The organism is Winogradskyella pelagia (assembly GCF_017581965.1).
Lineage (GTDB): Bacteria > Bacteroidota > Bacteroidia > Flavobacteriales > Flavobacteriaceae > Winogradskyella > Winogradskyella pelagia.
On the sequence record NZ_JAGEVF010000003.1, the window covers coordinates 78,671 to 99,970 of the forward strand.

The 21,300-nt window shown below is 38.6% G+C and carries 16 protein-coding genes; 7 read left to right on the forward strand and 9 right to left on the reverse strand.

Annotation, left to right across the window (positions count from 1 at the left end):
* The first annotated feature begins 67 nt into the window (after window positions 1-67).
* From J4050_RS04815 to purL, 4 genes are all read left to right on the forward strand, one after another.
* Window positions 68-1,282, forward strand: coding sequence for an RsmB/NOP family class I SAM-dependent RNA methyltransferase (locus J4050_RS04815; RefSeq protein WP_208152844.1), 1,215 nt, complete (start codon window positions 68-70; stop codon window positions 1,280-1,282).
* A gap of 16 nt (window positions 1,283-1,298) precedes the next feature.
* Window positions 1,299-3,146 (forward strand): endonuclease, encoded by a 1,848-nt coding sequence (locus J4050_RS04820; protein WP_208152846.1) that lies wholly within the window; start codon window positions 1,299-1,301, stop codon window positions 3,144-3,146.
* A 10-nt stretch (window positions 3,147-3,156) separates the two neighbouring features.
* The gene (locus J4050_RS04825) at window positions 3,157-4,014 is read left to right on the forward strand and encodes a fructosamine kinase family protein (RefSeq protein WP_208152848.1); all 858 of its coding nucleotides are present in this window, start codon (window positions 3,157-3,159) and stop codon (window positions 4,012-4,014) included.
* Window positions 4,015-4,122: 108 nt separating this feature from the next.
* Entirely contained in the window at window positions 4,123-7,821 is a 3,699-nt protein-coding gene (gene purL, locus J4050_RS04830) for a phosphoribosylformylglycinamidine synthase (protein WP_208152850.1), read from the forward strand.
* 75 nt (window positions 7,822-7,896) lie between these two features.
* On the opposite strand, the gene J4050_RS04835 is transcribed toward purL, so the two are convergent.
* The gene (locus tag J4050_RS04835; RefSeq protein ID WP_208152853.1) at window positions 7,897-8,802 is read right to left on the reverse strand and encodes a Calx-beta domain-containing protein; all 906 of its coding nucleotides are present in this window, start codon (window positions 8,800-8,802) and stop codon (window positions 7,897-7,899) included.
* A 169-nt stretch (window positions 8,803-8,971) separates the two neighbouring features.
* Here J4050_RS04835 and J4050_RS04840 point away from each other — a divergent pair, with 169 nt between their 5' ends.
* From J4050_RS04840 to J4050_RS04850, 3 genes are read left to right on the forward strand one after another with little or no spacing between them, the layout of a single operon-like run.
* Window positions 8,972-10,087 carry an alanine racemase gene (locus J4050_RS04840; RefSeq protein ID WP_208152855.1) on the forward strand — a complete coding sequence of 372 codons (1,116 nt, stop codon included), beginning with the start codon at window positions 8,972-8,974 and terminating at the stop codon, window positions 10,085-10,087.
* 30 nt (window positions 10,088-10,117) lie between these two features.
* Window positions 10,118-12,034, forward strand: a complete 1,917-nt coding sequence (locus J4050_RS04845) for a fumarate reductase/succinate dehydrogenase flavoprotein subunit (protein ID WP_208152857.1) — start codon at window positions 10,118-10,120, stop codon at window positions 12,032-12,034.
* A gap of 9 nt (window positions 12,035-12,043) precedes the next feature.
* Window positions 12,044-12,787, forward strand: coding sequence for a succinate dehydrogenase/fumarate reductase iron-sulfur subunit (locus J4050_RS04850; RefSeq protein ID WP_208152859.1), 744 nt, complete (start codon window positions 12,044-12,046; stop codon window positions 12,785-12,787).
* 68 nt (window positions 12,788-12,855) lie between these two features.
* Here J4050_RS04850 and J4050_RS04855 read toward each other — a convergent pair whose 3' ends face one another.
* From J4050_RS04855 to J4050_RS04890, 8 genes are all read right to left on the reverse strand, one after another.
* Window positions 12,856-13,320 carry an ATP synthase subunit C-like protein gene (locus J4050_RS04855; protein ID WP_208152861.1) on the reverse strand — a complete coding sequence of 155 codons (465 nt, stop codon included), beginning with the start codon at window positions 13,318-13,320 and terminating at the stop codon, window positions 12,856-12,858.
* Window positions 13,321-15,103: 1,783 nt separating this feature from the next.
* Window positions 15,104-15,178 carry a hypothetical protein gene (locus J4050_RS15395; RefSeq protein ID WP_369076507.1) on the reverse strand — a complete coding sequence of 25 codons (75 nt, stop codon included), beginning with the start codon at window positions 15,176-15,178 and terminating at the stop codon, window positions 15,104-15,106.
* Between the two features lie 19 nt (window positions 15,179-15,197).
* The gene (locus J4050_RS04865) at window positions 15,198-15,809 is read right to left on the reverse strand and encodes a V-type ATP synthase subunit D (RefSeq protein WP_208152864.1); all 612 of its coding nucleotides are present in this window, start codon (window positions 15,807-15,809) and stop codon (window positions 15,198-15,200) included.
* Window position 15,810: 1 nt separating this feature from the next.
* Entirely contained in the window at window positions 15,811-16,380 is a 570-nt protein-coding gene (locus J4050_RS04870) for a DUF2764 family protein (RefSeq protein ID WP_208152866.1), read from the reverse strand.
* Window positions 16,381-16,971 (reverse strand): hypothetical protein, encoded by a 591-nt coding sequence (locus J4050_RS04875; protein WP_208152868.1) that lies wholly within the window; start codon window positions 16,969-16,971, stop codon window positions 16,381-16,383.
* Complete coding sequence (locus J4050_RS04880; RefSeq protein WP_208152870.1) at window positions 16,968-18,296, reverse strand: V-type ATP synthase subunit B; 1,329 nt, start codon at window positions 18,294-18,296, stop codon at window positions 16,968-16,970. The genes J4050_RS04875 and J4050_RS04880 overlap by 4 nt, the downstream gene beginning before the upstream one ends.
* On the reverse strand, window positions 18,277-20,022 hold the full coding sequence (locus J4050_RS04885; protein ID WP_208152872.1) for a V-type ATP synthase subunit A: 1,746 nt from the start codon (window positions 20,020-20,022) through the stop codon (window positions 18,277-18,279). The genes J4050_RS04880 and J4050_RS04885 overlap by 20 nt, the downstream gene beginning before the upstream one ends.
* A gap of 35 nt (window positions 20,023-20,057) precedes the next feature.
* Window positions 20,058-21,200: a universal stress protein gene (locus J4050_RS04890; protein WP_208152874.1), complete on the reverse strand. Its 1,143-nt coding sequence runs from the start codon at window positions 21,198-21,200 to the stop codon at window positions 20,058-20,060.
* Window positions 21,201-21,300: the final 100 nt, after the last annotated feature.

Consider the following 21,300-nt stretch of genomic DNA (forward strand, 5'->3'; position numbering starts at 1 on the left):
AAAGCTTTGATGTAACTAAAAGCTATATCAAGTTTTCTTTTACCTTTGCACGCTAGCAAAAACAAACATGCGACTACACAGAAATTTATGCTTTGCCGTAATCGACGGACTTCACAAAATCTTTAATGAAGGTGACTATGCAGACAAAGTAGTACAATCTCTTTTAAAACGAGACAAACGCTGGGGAAGTCGCGATAGAGGTTTTATTGCAGAAACGGTATATGAAATAGTAAGATACAAAAGACTTTACGCAGAAATTGCAGATGTAAAAGCACCTTTTGACCGCGATAACCTTTGGCGAATGTTTGCCGTTTGGGCCACGCTTAAAGGAATTAAACTTCCTGATTGGAAATACTTTGAAGGCACACCGACTCGCAAAATAAAAGGGCGCTTTGACGAACTGTCAAAAAACAGAAGGTTCTCTGCCTCTATTCCCGATTGGTTGGATGAGCTTGGTGTTGAAGAACTTGGTGAAGAAATTTGGACCAAAGAGATTGCCAAACAAAATGAACAAGCGGATGTTATTTTACGTACCAACACTCTAAAAACCACTAAAGCAGATTTACAGAAGAAACTTTTGGACGAAGATATCCATACCGAGTACATCGATGGATATCCATCTGCATTAAAACTGCCCGAAAGAGCCAACGTGTTTCAGACCGAAGCCTTTAAATTAGGTTTTTTTGAAGTGCAAGATGCCAATTCGCAGCGTGTTGCTGAATACCTCAATGTGTCTCCCGGAATGAAAGTTGTTGATGCTTGTGCAGGTGCAGGAGGCAAGACGCTTCATTTGGCAGCACTGATGGAAAATAAAGGGCAAGTTATAGCTATGGATATTTACGAAAGTAAATTGAAGAAGCTAAAAATTAGAGCTAGGCGTAACGGCGTGCACAACGTAGAACTAAAAGTTATAGATTCTACCAAGCCCATAAAAAAATTACATGGTAAGGCAGACCGCTTACTTATTGATGCTCCGTGCTCTGGACTCGGTGTTCTGCGACGAAATCCTGACGCAAAATGGAAATTGCAGCCAGAATTTATTGAGAACATCAAAAAGACACAGTCAGAAATTCTTTCACAATACTCTAAAATGGTAAAACCTGGAGGACAAATGGTCTATGCTACCTGTTCTATCTTGCCATCAGAAAATCAAAATCAAATTGATAATTTCTTAACTTCACCTGAGGGTAAGGATTTTACCTTTGTAAAGGATAAAAAAATCCTAGCCCATAAATCGGGTTTTGATGGCTTTTATATGGCTTTACTCAAACGAAACAATTAATTGAAATAACCTCTTTATGAAATATTTCTACACATTTTTATGCATAGGTTTTTTTGTACTTACAGGCTCGGCACAAGTCCCTTCTAATTATTACGATTCGGCTAATGGCCTATCTGGCTATGCACTAAAATCTCAATTAAAACGTATTATAAATGATAATACTGACGGTCTCTCGCCAGAATTTATTCATAATGACCAAGGTGATAATCTAGACGGACTTTACGGCACAAGCGATTTAGATTTATACTATGAAAATGATGGTACTATTTTAGACATCTATTCTGAAAATCCAAGCGGACCTGACCCTTACAATTATTTCTTTCCAGCAGATGAGTGTGCCGGAAATTTCAATAGTGAGGGCGATTGCTATAATAAAGAGCATATCATCCCAAAATCAACGTACAATGAAGCTAGTCCAATGGTAGATGACGGACATACCGTTATTCCTACGGATGGCAGGGTAAACGGCTTAAGAAGTAATTTACCATTCGGAGTTGTAGATGATAACCAACTCATTTCTCAAAATGGTATCAGCAATCCAACCTTAAATGGCTCAAAAGCTGGTGGAAATTTAAACAGTGGCTATTCTGCAGGTTATACAGGTACTGTATTTGAACCCTTAGACGAATTCAAAGGTGATGTGGCAAGAATGTATTTTTATTTCGTGACACGTTATGAAGATCAAGTTAGTAATTGGAGCAGCTTTCCTATGTTCGATGGAAGTAGTGATAAGGTTTTAGAGGACCCTTTCTTAACTATTCTATTAACATGGCACACAAGTGATCCTGTATCACAAAAGGAGATTGACCGAAATAACGTTGTTTTTAATTATCAAAATAACCGAAATCCATTTGTAGACAATCCTAATTATGTTGCTTTAATATGGTCTGGTGCTATTGACGATGAAGATCCCGACCCTGTCAACGACCTTATTGCATCCAATCCAACAGATAACTCTATAGAATTAGATTGGACCGAACCTTCAGACAATGTGGGGGTTACTTCTTATGACATTTATATAGATGGAGCTTTGTCAGTAAACACCACTTTTACACAATTTACTGTAACAGGCCTTGTCGCTGACACCAACTACTGTTTCACAATTAAAGCAAAAGATGCAGCTGGCAATGAGTCCGATTTTAGTGATCAAGCTTGTGAAACAACCACAAATAACGGTAGCGGAACAACAGAATGCGCTGCAGAAGACTTTCAGAATATGCCTGCTAACGATTCGCAGTACACGGCTAGGTCTTGGGTTGGTACTAACGGTGCATGGAATGCGACCCGAGCAAGAACAGACCAAACTATTTCCGGTAGTCGTGCTATTGCTATAGACTATAGAGGTTCTTCCGCCGGCTCATTAGTTTCACCAACAATTGCAGGAGGTATTGGAAGTCTTACTGTTACAACTCAACGTGTATTTGCTGGCACTAATGGTTCTTTAGATGTATTGGTTAATGGAACAACGGTTGGCACTATTGCCTATTCTGATACTTCTCAAAACGTAACCCTTGAAAATATTAATTTAGAAGGCTCCATACAAGTCACAATACTAGACAACGACTCCGGAAGTGCCAGAGTAGCTCTAGATAATTTATCTTGGACCTGCTATTCTAACTTATCTCTTGATGATGCAGCTTTAAGTTCAATTTCAATTTATCCTAATCCGGTCAAAGGAGATGTCTTGTACGTTGCCGCTAACAAGGACTTAGAATTTGAAATATATTCTATACTTGGCCAAAAAGTTTCGCGTGGTATAGTGGTTAATGGAAAACTGAATGTGAGCAACCTTAAAAAAGGTATATATATTATAAAGTTAATAGTCGATAATCAAAGTAAGAGCTATCGCTTAATACGACAATAAATACCACTTAATGGAGGTTTTGGTATCACATATAGAATCTATAATCAATACCTCCATTATCAATTCTTCTCACCTATCTGGTGGTGATACAGCGTCTGTTCTAAAATTAGATACAGTATATAAATCTTATGTGCTAAAATACAGCCCTAGAACTATTGCCCAAGACATGTTTAAGGCAGAGGTTAATGGAATCCGATTAATAGCCAAAACAAATACCATCGCCACACCACTTGTTTTAGATTGTGGTACACAACAAGGAATGGCTTATATTTTAATGGAATATGTGGCTTCAAAACCTGCAAGCAAAAATGATTATGCAAAACTTGGAAGTCAACTCGCTAAACTGCATAATTACACTGGTGAGGATTATGGACTCGCTTCTGATAATTTTATCGGAAGTCTATCACAGAAAAATAATTTTACCGACGATTGGATAGAATTTTATGGTACATATCGTCTCGAATTTCAGCTTAAGATGGCCTATAACAATAGACTATTGAAAGCCTCCGAAATCCCCTCATCACTTAATATAAAATCAGTTCTTAAAATATTCTGTGACGATATTAAACCTTCATTACTTCATGGCGACCTGTGGAGTGGTAATTTTTTAATTTCTGAGGATAATACCCCTTATCTTATTGATCCTGCTGCTTATTACGGTCACTCAGAGGTGGATATTGCAATGAGCAAGCTTTTTGGTGGCTTTAATAGTAGTTTTTACGAGAGCTACCACGAACACTATCCGGTCACTAAGTTTTTCAATGAACGTATAGACGTTTATCAATTGTATTATTTGCTAGTACACTTAAATCTGTTTGGCAGCTCGTATTACGGGGCTGTTAAACGAATACTAAGGGCCTATTTTTAATGTCAATTATTGGTGGATAACTTCAGTTGTTCCTTCGCATTATAAAATGAATATCCCATAAAAAAGCGTAAATTTGCGCTTTATTAATCGCATCAATTCCTGCATCTAATGATTCACTTCTTTGGAAACCAAAACAGCAAAGTTTTTGCTGTTCAAGCCACAAAAGAATTAAGTAACGAGACCATTTCAAAATTAACATGGTTATTTGGTGACCAACCCAAATTAGAACAAGCATCTATCGATGCTTTTTTTGTTGGACCTCGAGCCGCTATGATTACACCTTGGAGTACCAATGCTGTTGAAATTACTCAAAATATGGGTGTATCTGGCATTATTAGAATTGAGGAATTCTTATTTGTTGGCGAAGAGTACAATTCCTTTGACCCTATGATTTCGGAAAAATATAAGGGCCTAAATCAGGATATTTTTGATATACATATTCAACCAGAACCCATCAAACCGATTGACGATATTGCAGCGTATAATAACCAAGAGGGACTAGCCTTAAGTAATGAGGAAGTCGCATATCTTAATGATGTCTCAGAACGCATTGGAAGGCCACTAACAGATTCTGAAGTATTCGGATTCTCTCAAGTCAACTCGGAGCACTGTCGACATAAAATTTTTAATGGCACTTTTATCATTGACGGACAGGAAATGCCGTCTTCATTATTCAAACTCATTAAGAAAACATCTCAAGAGCATCCAAACGATATCGTATCTGCCTATAAAGATAATGTGGCCTTTATCAAAGGACCAGTTGTAGCGCAATTTGCACCAAGGCGTGCCGATATTCCAGATTATTACACAACCCAAGATTTTGAATCTGTAATTTCACTTAAAGCAGAAACACACAATTTCCCAACAACGGTAGAGCCGTTTAATGGAGCCGCTACAGGCTCTGGAGGCGAAATTAGAGACAGACTTGCAGGAGGAAAAGGATCCTTACCACTGGCTGGTACTGCGGTTTATATGACCTCGTACTCTAGACTTGAAGATAATCGTCCATGGGAAAAAGCCTTTCCAGAACGCAAGTGGTTATACCAGACCCCAATGGACATTCTTATTAAAGCCAGTAATGGTGCTTCCGATTTTGGTAATAAATTTGGGCAACCCCTTATTGCGGGATCTGTACTTACATTTGAACACGACGAGCAAAGCGATGTCACCCTGAGCGCAGTCGATGGGTCTCAACCTAGAAAACTAGGGTTTGATAAAGTCATAATGCTTGCGGGAGGCATTGGCTACGGAAAAGCGGAACAAGCACTTAAAGACACGCCGCAAAAAGGAGATAAAATTGTAATTCTTGGTGGTGACAACTATCGTATTGGAATGGGTGGTGCCGCGGTATCTTCCGCAGATACTGGTGCCTTTGATTCTGGTATTGAATTAAATGCCGTACAACGGTCTAACCCCGAAATGCAAAAACGTGCTGCCAATGCTATTCGTGGAATGGTAGAAAGAGAAGAAAATCCAATTGTCTCTATTCACGATCATGGCGCCGGTGGACATTTAAATTGTTTATCTGAATTGGTCGAAGATACAGGAGGACTTATAGATTTAGACAAGCTTCCCATCGGTGACCCTACTCTATCCGCAAAAGAGATTATAGGCAATGAATCCCAGGAACGCATGGGATTAGTAATTTCTCAAGATAATTTAGAAACCTTACATAAAATTGCCGATAGAGAACGCTCTCCAATTTACGATGTTGGAGATGTTACAGGAGACTATCGTTTCACATTTAAATCTAAATCAAAAGGTGATGCTCCAATGGACTTGGCATTATCCGATATGTTTGGTAGCTCTCCAAAAACTATAATGACGGACAGCACTGTGGATAAGCACTATGCTGATGTATCTTACAATAGAGATAATTTTTATGATTACTTAGATGCTGTTCTTCAGTTAGAAGCCGTAGCTTGTAAAGATTGGCTCGTTAATAAAGTAGATCGCTGTGTTGGTGGTCGTGTAGCCAAGCAACAATGCGCTGGCCCATTGCAATTGCCGCTAAATAATGTGGGTATTATGGCACTAGATTTTAAAGGTAAAGAAGGTGTGGCAACTTCGATAGGCCACTCCCCTATTTCAGGTCTTATTGACCCAGTTGCTGGGAGTCGTAATTCTATTACCGAAGCCTTAACCAACATGATTTGGGCACCATTAAAAGACGGGTTAAAAAGTGTATCCCTTTCTGCTAACTGGATGTGGCCTTGTAAGAATGAAGGCGAAGATGCGCGGCTATATGAAGCCGTTAAAGCCGTCTCTGATTTTGCTATTGATTTGGGCATCAACGTACCTACCGGAAAGGATTCCCTTTCCATGAAACAAAAGTATCCGGATGGTGATGTCATTGCGCCTGGAACAGTAATTATTTCTGCAGGTGCTAATTGTAATGATATTACAAAAGTGGTTGAACCTGTTTTTAAGCACAATAAAGGTTCTATTTATTACATAAATATTTCACAAGACAATTTTGAACTGGGTGGAAGTTCTTTTGCTCAAATCATTAATAAAATTGGTCATAAAGCACCCAATGTAAAAAGTGCAGATTATGTAAAGCTTGTCTTTAATACCATTCAGGATTTAATAAAAAATGATAAGATAGTAGCTGGGCACGATGTAGCTTCTGGTGGTTTAATTACCACACTCCTCGAAATGTGTTTTGCCGACACAAATCTTGGTGCGGAATTAGATGTAACAGACTTAGGCGAAAAAGACGCATTTAAATTGCTTTTTGCTGAAAATACCGGAATTGTAATTCAGTCCGTTGATGATTCTATAGAAAGCGACTTATCAACTGCTGGAATTGACTTTAATATAATAGGAAAAGTCAATGCCTCTGATGTACTTGGAATTATAAATGGTAGCGAAATATTTACAATGACCATCTCTCGACTAAGAGATATGTGGTACAAAACCTCTTTCCTACTCGATCAAAAACAAACAGCTAATAATTTAGCAGAAGACCGTTATAACAATTATAAAAACCAACCTCTTAACTACATCTTTCCAAAACATTTTACAGGTAAATTACCCCAAATAGATAAAACAAATAAACGACCAAAGGCTGCCATTCTGCGGGAAAAAGGAAGTAATTCCGAACGTGAAATGGCAAATGCCATGTACTTGGCTGGGTTTGATGTCAAGGACGTACATATGACAGATTTAATCTCTGGCCGCGAAACCTTAGAGGATATTCAGTTTTTAGGTGCTGTAGGTGGCTTCAGTAATTCAGATGTTTTAGGTTCTGCAAAAGGTTGGGCCGGTGCTATTAAGTACAATGAAAAAGCAAATACGGCTATTCAAAATTTCTTTAAAAGAGAAGATACACTTTCTGTAGGCATCTGTAATGGTTGTCAATTGTTTATGGAATTGGATGAAATTAATCCAGAGCATGAGCAACATGGTAAAATGGTTCATAATGATTCTCATAAACATGAGAGCAGCTTCACCTCTGTTAAAATTCAAGAGAACAATTCGATTATGCTCTCTAGCCTTACCGGAACAACATTAGGGGTTTGGATTTCGCATGGTGAAGGCAAATTTAGCTTACCATACACTGAAGACAAATACCATATCGTCGCTAAATATGGCTATGAAGGGTATCCGGCCAATCCCAATGGTTCTGATTTTAATACAGCCATGCTATGTGATAAAACTGGACGCCATTTGGTGACCATGCCACATATTGAGCGTTCTACATTTCAATGGAACTGGGCACACTATCCAGAAGGACGTAAAGATGAGGTATCACCTTGGCTGGAAGCGTTTGTAAATGCTAGGAAATGGGTTGAGAAACACTAAATTTTATTAAAAGTAGCTAAAAAAAGAGCTTTCTAGTAAAACAATAGATTCTAGATATCTACATCAAATAAGAAACTAGTCTATTAGCTCATAAACGGCAATTACGCCCCCTGTATAAAGCTGAACACCATCGTTTTCGCTTACATATTCGTTACCTCCAAAAAAGTTATTAAAACCAAGAACCCTCTCAAATGGTATGTCCCATTCAATGATTGTGTTATCATTTGATAAGATTCCAGAATAATAATATTCACCAAAAAAGCTTAAATCAATGGTACTATCTTCTAAATCATAAGTAAGCGCGCCACCATCCGGGTCAACACATATTTGTTGTTGCACATTCCCAAGCACTTCGAGACCCGTCGAACGATATGTAGGGTCAAAAACTGTATTATCTTCTCTAAAGTCAATAATGTCCATTACACAAATGATAGATTCTTCCAATAAATCTGTTGAAAAAACACCATCATTATTCAAATCCAAAGGACTTTCAACAATATAGTTTATTAACGCGTATTCTAATCCTTGTAATTCAAAGGTACTATCGTTATCGGTTATGGTAATATTGACCTGATTTGTGCCATCAATGATGACATTATCAGACGCGGAACTGAGACTGAGAATTAAATTTTCAGTATCCTCATCTATATCGTCATCAACAATGGATAAGGAACTATCAAATGTACTCATGGTTGTGTAATCACCTGCGGGAATGGTAATTAAAACTGGCAAAGAATCTGATATATCATCGGCATCTGCAGTACCTTCCACCTTAGTAAGACTAATAATAGCATCTTCAGTTGTGATACCACCAATAACGTCTAGGCTAATTGGTACTTCAGCATTTGTTCCATCTTCAGATGCAGTAAATGAATCCACAGAAAAAGATACAGTGATAGAATCATTATTTTCCGCAGGTTCATTTGAACAACCCATGAGTAGACTAAAAATGAATAGAATTCTGAAGTAAGTCACTTTCATAAATAAAAATATTGTGCTTAATTGTGCATAATAGATGGAAACACCTATTAATGGTTGCGTTGATTGTTCTAAAGATATTGATTTTTAAAAGTTCTTACTAATTTAAATGATGAATTTAAATTTCATACTTTCTTTGGACCGCATATTTTGTGTCTAAAAAATAAACTAAATGAAAACTGTATTACAAGAATTTAAAGCCATAACAAAACCAACTTTACTCTTAGATAAAACAAAATGCTTAGCCAATATTGAAAGAATGGTGTCTAAAGCCAAAAGACACCAATTGCAATTTAGGCCACATTTTAAAACCCATCAGTCGCTAGAAATCGGTGAGTGGTTTAAAGCCTATGGGGTTGATAAGATTGCTGTTTCCTCTCTGAGCATGGCTGACTATTTCTCAAAAGAATGGAATGATATCACTGTAGCCTTCCCCACTAATATACTTGAAATTGAGACTATTAATAGACTGGCATCGCAAATCACACTTAATTTAACTATTGAAAATACCGAAAGCCTTAACTACTTAAAAACGCATCTTAGGCATAAGGTCAATGTATTTGTTCAAATCGATGTGGGTTATGGTAGAACAGGCATAAGCACTGAAAACACTGCATATATCGATAGTATTCTCACCATAGTTGACAGCTGTCCTCTTATGGAGTTTATCGGTTTCTTGACGCATTCTGGCCACACTTATTCATGCAAAACAAAAAGCTGTATTGAGAACATTCAAAATCAAAGTTTAAAGCTCATTAATAATCTCCAAAATAAGTACAGTAACAGGTATCGCAATTTAATAATATCCCTTGGTGACACTCCGAGTTGCAGTATCTCAGAAGAGTTTTATGGGGTTGATGAAATACGCCCTGGAAATTTTGTGTTCTATGATTTAATGCAGCAGCAAATTGGATCTAATGCCATCGAAGATATTGCAGTCGCCATGGCTTGTCCCGTCGTAGCGAAGCATAAAAATCGTTCTGAAATAGTCATTTATGGTGGTGGTATTCATTTTTCAAAGGATAGATTAATTGAAAATGGAACTACTATCTACGGAAAAGTTGTGGAAAGAACGAAAACGGGTTGGGGTAAAGTTCTGGCAAATACCTTTGTTAAAAGTTTATCGCAAGAGCATGGTATTGTAAAAGTTCCTCCAATAGATTTCGATAAGTATACAATTGGTGATGTCATCATAATTCTCCCCGTACATTCATGCATGACCGTTGATGTAATGAAAAGTTATCTGACTACGGAAGGAGAACAAATTTCGACACTTTTTACCTTGTAGAAAACTAGTTTTTCTTTTATCTTAGGAGTGATGAAAAGTCAATTAGACCCTAAGGTACCAGTAGGCCCAATAGAAAAGAAGTGGCAAAACTACCAGTTGAAATCACAGCTGATAAACCCTGCGAACAAAAAGAAACTCAATGTTATTGTTGTGGGCTCAGGCCTTAGTGGTGCTGGAGCCGCTGCAACCTTAGCAGAATTAGGTTACGACGTTAAATGTTTTTGCTATCAAGATTCCGCACGTCGTGCCCATTCCGTTGCTGCTCAAGGTGGTATTAATGCGGCTAAAAACTATCAGCACGATGGCGACAGCGTATATAGAATGTTTTATGATACCTTAAAAGGAGGTGACTTTCGGTCCCGTGAGGCCAATACCTATCGTCTGGCCGAACTATCTGCACCTTTAATTGATCATTTTGTGCAACAAGGTGTTCCTTTCGCAAGAGAATATGGTGGTACTTTAGTGAACCGAAGTTTTGGTGGCGTGCAAGTACAGCGTACCTTTTATGCAAGAGGTCAAACGGGACAGCAATTATTATTGGCAGCCTATTCCCAACTGTATAAAATGATTCATGCCAAAAAGGTTACGATGTATCCACGCAGTGAAATGATGGATTTAGTCGTCATCGATGGCAAAGCTAAAGGTATCATTGTTCGGAATTTGGTTACGGGAAAACTAGAACGCTATGCCGCTGATGCGGTAATTTTAGCCACTGGTGGCTATTCAAGGGTATTCCGCCTATCTACTCTAGCCATAGGATGTAATGGCAGTGCTATTTGGAAAGCACATAAAAAAGGTGCTTTTTTTGCGGCACCAAGTTTTACCCAAATTCATCCTACTGCATTACCACAATCTAGTGAGGCGCAGTCTAAATTGACCTTGATGTCGGAATCCCTTAGAAATGATGGCCGTATTTGGGTACCAAAACAAAAAAATGATACCAGAGTGCCTAAAGATATTCCAGAAGAGGAACGCGACTATTACCTAGAACGCCGTTATCCGAGTTTTGGAAACTTAGCACCTCGTGATATTGCTTCAAGAGCTGCTAAGGAACGTATAGATGCTGGCTATGGCATTGGGCGATTAAAAAATGCCGTGTATCTAGATTTTAAGCATGCCATTGAAAAGTTTGGGCTTGACATTATCAAAGATCGCTATGGCAACTTATTTAATATGTATAAAAAAATCACGGGTATTGATGCATACAAAACACCAATGCTTATTTCACCTGCAGCACATTTCTCTATGGGCGGCCTTTGGGTGGATTATGAATTAATGACCACAATTCCTGGACTTTATGCCGTTGGTGAATGTAATTTTTCAGACCATGGTGCCAACCGTTTAGGCGCTAACTCCTTGCTTCAGGCAAGTGTAGATGGTTATTTTATTCTGCCTAATACCATAAACAATTACTTAGCTGATGAAATAAAGTCAGAGCAGCCCACGACAGAGCACCAAGAATTTGAAAACACTGAACACGAAGTGCAAAAGCATGTCGATAAAATTCTGTCCATAAATGGAACCCAAACAGTAGACCATTTCCATAGGGAACTGGGAAAAATTATGTGGCAGGAATGCGCTATGAGCAGAAATAAAAAAGGGCTTAAAAAAGCAATAACACAAATAAAACAGCTTAATAAAGACTTCTGGACCGATGTCAAAGTAACAGGCAACCAAAACGAAATGAATACCGAATTGGAAAAGGCCTATCGACTAGCAGATTTCATAGAATTAGGAATTTTAATGTGTGAAGATGCACTTGAACGTGAAGAATCCTGTGGTGCACATTTCAGGGAAGAATACCAAACAAAAGATGGTGAGGCTTTACGCATGGATGAAGACTATTCCTATGTTTCAGCTTGGGAATATCAAGATGGTGATTTCAAACTGCACAAAGAACAATTAGAATTTGAGTTTGTTCAACCTACGGTAAGAAGCTACAAATAATCTTAAAAAATGAAGGTAACCTTTAAAATATGGCGACAGGAAAATCCCAATACCAAAGGGGAATTTAAATCCTATGTGGTTGATGGTTTAACCGACGATATGTCATTTCTGGAAGCGCTTGACCATTTGAATGAGGAATTGGTATTACAGGACGAAAAAGTTATTGCCTACGAATACGACTGCCGCGAGGGCATTTGCGGGCAATGTGGTGTTTTTATCAACGGAAGAGCACATGGGCCACATCCTAATATGACGACCTGCCAGTTGCATATGCGTAGTTTTGAAAATGGTGAAACCATAACTGTTGAACCCTGGCGCGCAAAAGCATTTCCGATTATTAAAGATTTGGTCGTTGACCGCTCTGCTTTTGACCGTATTATTGAATCTGGTGCTTACATTAGCTCCAAAACAGGTACGGCACCAGAGGCCAATGCCATTCCCATTCCCAAAGCTATTGCAGATAAGGCTATGGATGCTGCAGCATGCATTGGTTGTGGTGCTTGCGTTGCCACCTGCAAGAACGCCTCAGCAGCTTTGTTTACTTCAGCGAAAATTAATCATTTAAATAGCCTGCCACAAGGCAAGGCCGAAGCCTCAGAACGATTGGAACACATGACGTATCAAATGGATATCGAAGGCTTTGGCAATTGCACTAACACTGGTACTTGCGAAGTAGAATGTCCTGAAGGGATTTCCATTAAGAATATTGCTGAAATGAATTCCGCTTGGATGAAACAGAAATTGTTAGGATAATCCATCACATTTGACTAAAGAAACTAAAGCCTCTACTCCACCCCAACTGACCTAATAAAATAATTGACTTAGCCTGGTAATCCAGTCATCGTAAATATCATAACAAACAATGCAACAGTTTCAACAACACCGATTATCATGATATACTTAGCTGTATCATTAGCTCCAGCAGCAATTGCATCACAAGCTCTGGCACCAGCTTTTCCTTGAAAAATCGCTGAGCCAGCCATTGCAGCACCTGCAAACAAGCCAATAATAATTTGCCACGCGTAGGAGTCAGGATTTAAATTGGCATCGGCAATGGCATTTTTGAGGATCATACCATAAATAACCTGAGATAAAGGTGCACCAACGAAAATCAGCAAAGCCGTTGCCGCCTTTTGGCCGTTAGTAATCATCTTTTTCCAAGCTCCAATAGCAGCCATACCGGCAATACCAGTACCAATAGCTGAGCCAATAGCAGCAATACTCAATGACATACCCATATCGCCTAGACCTTCAACAGAGGTTTGTATAAGTGTGAAAATTCCCATAATCATATTTTAAAATGTTCTTATTTAATTAGTAATTCGATATTATATCAAGTTCTTGTTTTTGTGTTTTTATTATTCTTTATCGCTCACCATTAACTTAAATGGTTTGTATGCCTCTCCCGAAAACTGTACCCCTAAATGCCCAGCAAACTCCAGCATATTCAGTCGTATACCGTGCACCATAACCGCCATTAAAGCGAGGGCAATATTTAAGGTATGACCCAGAAGCAGTGCTATAGCTGCCATAATAAAATCCAGAATACCCATTCCAGCAATACCGTCTGGTAAAGCCATATTATTAAAACTAGCAGCAACAGCAGCCGTCGCCATTCCAACAGCAAAAAGTCTTACGTAGGATACAATATCTGAAAAACCACTGATTAAACTCAGTGGTAAGTTAGCGATAGATGCTCCCATACTTTTTAAAAAACTGTTACTTTCCTTTGAAAACAATATTACTAACCCTGCTCCTACAATAAATAACCAATTATACCAATTTGGTGCTGGGTTACCCAGTACCAATTGTTCGGTTATAAAAAAGAGTCCCCAAACCAATGCTATCCATCCCACTTCACTAAGTGCTTTAATCGAATTAATAAACTGAAAGACACGAATGGCATGAGCTACCGTTAAATGGATGGCACCAATTAAAAATGATAAATGCATCATAAAATTGATGTTATCGACACCAAAACTTGAAATATTTGGGATAACAAGATTCTTTAAAAATGGTAGCTGGGCTATTTGCTCAGCTCCAAAGTAAGTACCACTCAAAACACCCCAAATGATTGTAGAACCGCTTAATACATAAATCAAGGTACGTAGTTGTGCTGCCATTTTCTTCCTAAAAACAATTGCTAATATCAAGAATATAAAGCCATAGCCAGCATCACCAACGAGCATGGCAAAAAACAAGGCAAAGGCTATAAGGAAATAAATAGATACATCAATTTCCTTATAACCAGGAACGATGTCTATAAACTTCATCATAGGATTGATGATGCTTATCCATTTAGGGTTTTTTATGTGCACTGGAACCTCATCCATATTGGTTGGTTCTGAAACCGCAAAGCCCCAACCTTCTTTATTGGCCAAAATTTTGAAAGTACCAACAGTATGCTTAGGTACAAAGCCTCTAAGGAATTTAACGCTTCCCTCAATATCACCCATACCTTCTAGAGCCGCTTCTGCATTTAAACGGTCAGTTAAATAGTAATGATAATCATTAAGAACAAATTCATATCCCTTCTGTTCATTTAAAAACGCTTCCAACTGCTCCAGTTGACGCATCTTGCGCTTTTTTATTTCAAGTAATTCCGATTGTGATAAACGAGGAAGAGTCATCTCCTTAAATGGGAGCCGTTCTTTGGTGTTTTGGGAAAACAAGGCCACAGGGACTTTACCTTCTTTTTCAGCGAATGTGACAATAGCCTTTTCTATTGGAAGTGCCTTTATTAGCAATTTATCAAGTTGATATAAACGAAGATAAATTCCATTTTCATTTAAATATTCAAGCTCTTTCTTATGGAAATCTTCACCCCAAACTTCATAAAACTGCAATTCTCCATTAACATCCTCTAGAACCTTATCTATATTTTGTTTTACTGTTTTGGATTTTAATACGCGTCCAATTATACGTTTTGGGTCCTTGCCATTGGTGTCTACATTGTTATTAGTAAAACTTGTTTCTTTGCGTGCCTTCAACATGGACAGAGCTGCTGTATTGTCCTTAATTTCCTGCAAGCATCGTTCTATAACAGGACCTTTTGGTGGACGTACTTCTTTAATATCCACAACCCCTAATTGGCCTAATTTTTGAATGGTGTCGTCCACATCGTGAGCACTTGTAAAAAGTAATATTTCCTTCATCCGAACTATCATACTATTTTGCTTTTTACTTGTTTTTTCTTTTTTACCAATTTGGCACAACCTATAGCAAGACGTTCCACATCGCCCAAATAAATTTCTATCTTCCTTATGTTATGTTGCGTTTCGGGGATAAAAACCTCCTTTAGAGCATTTTTCATGCGTCGCGCCTCAGCTAATTCCTCTCGAACACTTTCTAAATTTTTAAGTTCGAGTTTCAACATCTCTTGATTGGTTGTTTGGTCTTTAATCGCCTCTAACGCAGCATCAACCCAAAGCGGTGTTTCAAAGTAATCGATACCGCTCTCAACAAAATCTATTGATCTGAATTGCTCTATAATAACACCTGCAATTTCACGGGTTTTGGTCTTGAGTTCCCTAACTGATATCAAATTGCCTAAATCCAAAGTTGACTCGGCCATTACAGCTGACCATTGCCTTACTTCTCTATTAGTTGATTCTATTGCTTCCTGTAAACGATCAACAGCGGTTTCAATGCTTGTGATAACTTCCTTCAATTGCTGTTCTTTCATCTCAAAAACAGGTAAAGCCGTGCGATATCCTTTCAATTCAACCTTCAACGCAGCTAAAGTATTTTTATTCATTAAAATCTTATCTGCCATACTACGCTACGTTTAAGGATTTTTGAAAGACAGCGAAACCGGTTTTCATATCAAAACTCCACCAGCGTAAGAGCAACTGTAACTTTAATTTATAGAGGATTAAGGCCGAAAAATTTGCATAATGGCCTTGGGACAAGGCCTCCAACTTGTTCCACTGAAGCTGCATTAACTGCAATTCTGCGGTTAATGGGTTTTCAGAGAGGTCGGTTATCCATTCGAAATTTGTTTTAGCTGAAACCTCCTCGGTTTTCTGCGCTAAGCGATACGTTTTTAATTCATCCTTTAAATTAAACATAAACCGTGAAAACTCAGCAACTATATTAATACGGCTCTTTTGAAATGCATCTTGATGAATGGTAATCAACTGAAGGTCTTGGAAATTTTTGAAATCCCTTGCTGACAAGTACTTCTCTGCTTCCGTATTTAAAATCGCCATGACATTACCTGAAGCTTCCTCTGCTGAGGCATATTTTTGAAAAAGCGACTTAACCTCGTTCTGTAACTGCTCTTCAGCTGAAAAGGACAGATGAGGAAGACTACTGATGATATATTCGAGGTTTCCTGCGAACATTTAATCTTGTTTCAATAATTCAACCCACTTCTGGCTCAACTGTTTACTTAACAGCTCTGAAATTTCCTCTGCAGTGATATCGTAGCTCCAACCTTCATCAGTTTTTGTTACCGAAAGCCCAGATAACAATTGTTCCTTTTTCAGAATGTTCACCGTATTATAGGAGGTTGCCACTTTTTTCTGGAGCCCAGAAATCAATTGGTCTTGTGTATCCTTTGGAAGCGCAATGTCTATATTAGTTCCAAGTGTTTCAACGACCTTGGTAATTACCTTGGTGTAAACATCTGGTGAAAAAGCCGTTTCTACCTCAACCTCTAATACGGATTTAAAGAGCTTCATTAAATCATTTTTAACTGTAATTTGAACATCCCTTGCCGCTTGCTGTAAAGCAATTTTCCCCTTATCCAATAAAGCCTCTGAAGCTGTCTTGGCGTTATGTAATATTTGGGATTTTTCAGCTTCCGCATTTTTAAGGATTTGCGTTGATTGGACTTTGGCTTCATCTATAATCTGCTTTGCCTCTTTATTAGCCATGTCTATCGCCTCAGATTTTACCTTGGCAATAAGTCCGTCTAAGGTATGCTCGCTCATAAGTTTTGTAGTTTTAAAATCTTAAATTCTCCTTTTTTAGGCCAGTAGGCATCAACTAAATCAGATGATAAGCCCACTTCTTCCTTTTTAAAGTGGTTGGCTAAAATATCCCAACATAAATCCAATGCATCTTCTAATTCTAGATACAAGAAGGGATCCATAAGCTCTCTTTGGAACGTTTTCCGGTAGTCTAATAAGCGTAATGAATATTCATCCTTAACCGAGCCGAATTTTTGTGCCTTAACCCGCTCTTCAGCTTCCGACAGCAAACGCGCCATGGCGTTCATAATACTTCTGTGGTCTGCTCTGGTTTTATCATTAACCTGTTGTTTTAGTCGACTTAATGAACCAAATAGCTCTAGATAACCATCCTTCATAAAAAACTGACCTTCAGTAATATAACCGGTATTATCGGGTACTGGATGGGTAACATCGTCCATGGTAGTAACTCCTAAAATGGTTAAACTTCCGGAACCTTCAATATCAGCAGCTTTTTCATAACGACTTGCCAACTGCGAATACAAGTCACCAGGATAGCCTTGATTCGCTGGGATTTGGTCTTGGGCATTGGCGACCTGTCTCAAATAATCGGACCATTGGGTCATATCCGAAAGTAAAACAAAAACGTTTTTTCCTTGAAGGGCAAAACGTTCACCCACAGCTAAAGCCAAATCCGGCACCATTAAACCTTCTACAATAGAATCGCGATGGGTATGCACAAACATGATGGTCTTGCTTTTGCTTCCTGCCTCTTCAATCCGTTCTTTAAAGTAATGGTACTCATCATACTTGAGTCCTACCCCACCAATGATAATAACGTCTGCATCAGTTTGAGTGGCCACATTTGCCAGTAGTCGGTTATAAGGCTCGCCAGCACTAGCGAAAATGGGTATTTTTTGAGAACGAACTAGTGTATTGAACACATCAATCATAGGTACACCTGTACGTATCATATTTTTTGGGATGAGCCGCTTTACAGGATTAATGGATGGCCCAGCAACCCTGGTCATATCCGACACCAGTTGCGGTCCGCCATCAATGGGTTGACCATTTCCTGCATAAACCCTACCAAGCATATCATCTGAAAACCCTACTTGAACGGAATGCCCTAAAAAACGGACTTTACAATCTGTTGAGACCCCAAAACCTCCACCAAAAAGCTGTAGGGTAACTTTGTGACCATCCAAGGCAATCACCTGGGCAAAGGCTGTCTTCCCATCTGGATATATGACCTCTGCCAATTCCTTGTTATGTACATTCTTAGCTTCTATGGTAATGATAGCTCTACCTATGCTATCTATACGCTCATACGTTTTCCTTAACATCTGCTTTTTGTTTAACCAAATTCATGATTTTGGTTTTTTGTTTTCCAAATTGAGGATCTTCTATTTTGAGATAATTCCAATCTAAAAAGGCTTGGCGCAAAAAGTTGAAATGCGACCTAATATCCTCTTTTGTATCTGCATGGACTGGTGTATCAATAATGTGCTTCACCATATTGAACATCATTCGTAAACGTTCTGGATTGGTAACGCCATCAACATCATCAAAACTGTTCTGTTGCAGAAACACAGCGTCTAATAATTCCGATTTTTGATAGGTGATGTAGGCGTCGTTGGTAATACCACGTTCGCCCATCAACAATAAGTTTGAAGCGATGGTTTTCCCTTCCTTGAGAAGTTCCTTTAAGAATCGTACTTCTTCAGTACTAATGAGTGAAGGATACTGCGAGCTACTATCAATTCGGTCGATGGCCGGATACTTTCGTGCATCTGATAATTCTCGAGATAGGCCCAAAAAAGCACCCGTACTTAAAAGTGTGGCTTGGGTAACGGGTTCGTCAAAGTTTCCACCTGCTGGCGACACTGTTCCAATAATACTCAGTGAACCTTTTGAACCATCTGCTAAAATCTCTACGCCTGCTCTATCGTAAAAGGCGGAAATCAAGGTAGAAATGTACATTGGAAACGCTTCAGGTCCTGGAATCTCTTCTTTTCTTCCTGAGGTTTCGCGCAAGGCTTGGGCCCAACGCGAAGTGGAATCGGCCAAGATTAAAACGTCTAACCCTTGTTTTCGGTAATACTCACCAACTGCGGTCGCCATGTAAACAGAGGCCTCACGAGCTGCTACTGGCATGGACGATGTATTCCCAACAATATAAGTTCTATCCATTAGGGATTTACCCGTTCTGGGGTCTATAAGTTCTGGAAAATCCTTAAATACCTCCACCGCTTCACCAGCACGTTCACCACATGCGGCAATAATAACCACATCTGCTCTGGAGTGTTTGGCTATGCTATGTTGTAGCACGGTTTTCCCAGCACCGAAAGGTCCTGGACTACAAGCCGTTCCACCATAAGCTATGGGAAATAGCGCATCAAGAATACGCATACCTGTCGGTAAGGTTTCAGCAGGTACAGAACGCTCATGGAATGGCATGGGACGCTTTACTGGCCAATCAAATGCCATTGTAAGCTCTATACTATTTCCTGTATCATTTTCAACTATTGCAATAGTGTCGTTTATAGTGTAATCGCCTTCCCCAATAATAGATTCTACCGTATAAAGCCCCTGAAGCAAAAACGGCACAAAAATCTTATGTTCAAATAGTTTTTCTGGAACAGTTCCTAAAATGGAACTACCACTTACTAAATCTCCTTTTTTTACCCTTGGTGTAAAATGCCATTTTACTTCTGTATTCAAAGGTTCAACAACCATACCACGCTCTAAGAACCACTCTTTTTTAGCAAGTTCATACAATGGATTTTGAAGACCATCCGTTACAGTACCCAGAATCCCTGGACCCAATTTTACGGAGAGAGGTAGACCTGTAAATTCAACAGCGTCTCCAACCTTCATCCAAGAGGTATCTTCAAAAACTTGTAAATACACGAGATTTCCTGATTTTACATCAATTACCTCAGACTTTAATCGCTTACCATCTTCAAGTATAATATAAGCCACCTCGCCGTTCATCACTGAACCTTCAGTATTTTTGACACCTACTAAAGATTCATTGACGCTAACGACTTTTCCTTTTGCGTTTTCCAATTACTTTGAAATTATGAATGATTTAAATTCTCTAATTAACTACCTCTGAGTTTTCGAACTTCTTCCTCAATTTTTGAATACCAAATCCGCTCCTTGATTTCGTTAGCGTTCTTTCTGTAAAGTCCTGCCTTTTCAGGTTGCCCAAGTTTATCGAATAATCGCGCAATTGCACTGTAAGCCGGAACGTGCATGGTATTTATTCCTAGACTTGCCTTGTACTGTTCTATAGCGGCCTCATGCAAACCGTCTTTCTCCAATTGTACTCCGGCTTCATATAACTTTTCGAAATCCTTTATATCTGTTTCTAAATGAAGACTTATAACATCTTGGGATTTTAGTGTAACAAAGGAACAGGGCACCTCACGAATAACTTTTTCGGTAACGCTTCCAACAACAAACCTGTTTAACCCTGATCGTCCTGCAGTACCCATCATCAATAAATCAACATTATTATATTGAATGGATTGCAATATCTCTTTAGCAGCATTACCACTGCGTTCTTCTTTTAACCAATTAACACCTTCTAAATTAAACTTGCCTAAAAAAGCTTTAAACGCCTCTGCATTTGTTTTTGCACGTTCCTTATTCTCTTGTTCCAAATCTGCTTTTGAAGAAAACCATGATGTTGTTGACACTTCTGACACACTCAAAACAATAAGTTTTGCATCTAAACGCCTCGCAAAAATGATTGCATTTTTGAGTGCACGCTCCGACGGATCAGAAAAATCAACTGGGCACAAAATCGTTTTTACTTGAAAGGGACTATCTTTCTTTATTACAAGTACAGGTTTTTCACTGTTTTGGATGATTCGTTCGGATGTTGTCCCTAGTTTAAATTCATCTTCTTCTCCTGTCTCTCCTGAACCGATGAGAATTATATTGGCATTTTCAGATGAGGCCGTAAAAACGATTTGATCATGTGGAACACCATATTTTACTATAGGGGAATGTACCTGGACACCGTTTTCTTCCAGATGTCTTTTAGTCTTTACCATGCGTGCATTAGCCGTATCATCTAAAAGATGTTTAACCTTTGGATTGACAACATCATCTGGTAATACATGAATTGGCACAATGGCAGACCCAAATGTCTTAGCTAAACTTATTGCCACATTTTCAATATTTTCAGAAGATGGCATGAAGTCTTGGGCAAATAAAATTTTGTCTAATATTTTCATCTAGTAAAGTTTATGAGTATTGTTTTGAAAGAATTGCGAATAATCTTGTTTTTTATATCCATAAAACTGACATCACGTTCATCTCAAATTTAATGATTTT

Excerpts from the sequence above, each read along its gene's own strand:
- J4050_RS04815 (WP_208152844.1), top strand. The coding sequence starts at position 68 with ATGCGACTACACAGAAATTTATGCTTTGCCGTAATCGACGGACTTCAC.
- J4050_RS04820 (WP_208152846.1), top strand. The coding sequence starts at position 1,299 with ATGAAATATTTCTACACATTTTTATGCATAGGTTTTTTTGTACTTACA.
- J4050_RS04825 (WP_208152848.1), top strand. The coding sequence starts at position 3,157 with ATGGAGGTTTTGGTATCACATATAGAATCTATAATCAATACCTCCATT.
- purL (WP_208152850.1), top strand. The coding sequence starts at position 4,123 with ATGATTCACTTCTTTGGAAACCAAAACAGCAAAGTTTTTGCTGTTCAA.
- J4050_RS04835 (WP_208152853.1), bottom strand. The coding sequence starts at position 8,802 with ATGAAAGTGACTTACTTCAGAATTCTATTCATTTTTAGTCTACTCATG.
- J4050_RS04840 (WP_208152855.1), top strand. The coding sequence starts at position 8,972 with ATGAAAACTGTATTACAAGAATTTAAAGCCATAACAAAACCAACTTTA.
- J4050_RS04845 (WP_208152857.1), top strand. The coding sequence starts at position 10,118 with ATGAAAAGTCAATTAGACCCTAAGGTACCAGTAGGCCCAATAGAAAAG.
- J4050_RS04850 (WP_208152859.1), top strand. The coding sequence starts at position 12,044 with ATGAAGGTAACCTTTAAAATATGGCGACAGGAAAATCCCAATACCAAA.
- J4050_RS04855 (WP_208152861.1), bottom strand. The coding sequence starts at position 13,320 with ATGGGAATTTTCACACTTATACAAACCTCTGTTGAAGGTCTAGGCGAT.
- J4050_RS04865 (WP_208152864.1), bottom strand. The coding sequence starts at position 15,809 with ATGGCAGATAAGATTTTAATGAATAAAAATACTTTAGCTGCGTTGAAG.
- J4050_RS04870 (WP_208152866.1), bottom strand. The coding sequence starts at position 16,380 with ATGTTCGCAGGAAACCTCGAATATATCATCAGTAGTCTTCCTCATCTG.
- J4050_RS04875 (WP_208152868.1), bottom strand. The coding sequence starts at position 16,971 with ATGAGCGAGCATACCTTAGACGGACTTATTGCCAAGGTAAAATCTGAG.
- J4050_RS04880 (WP_208152870.1), bottom strand. The coding sequence starts at position 18,296 with ATGTTAAGGAAAACGTATGAGCGTATAGATAGCATAGGTAGAGCTATC.
- J4050_RS04890 (WP_208152874.1), bottom strand. The coding sequence starts at position 21,200 with ATGAAAATATTAGACAAAATTTTATTTGCCCAAGACTTCATGCCATCT.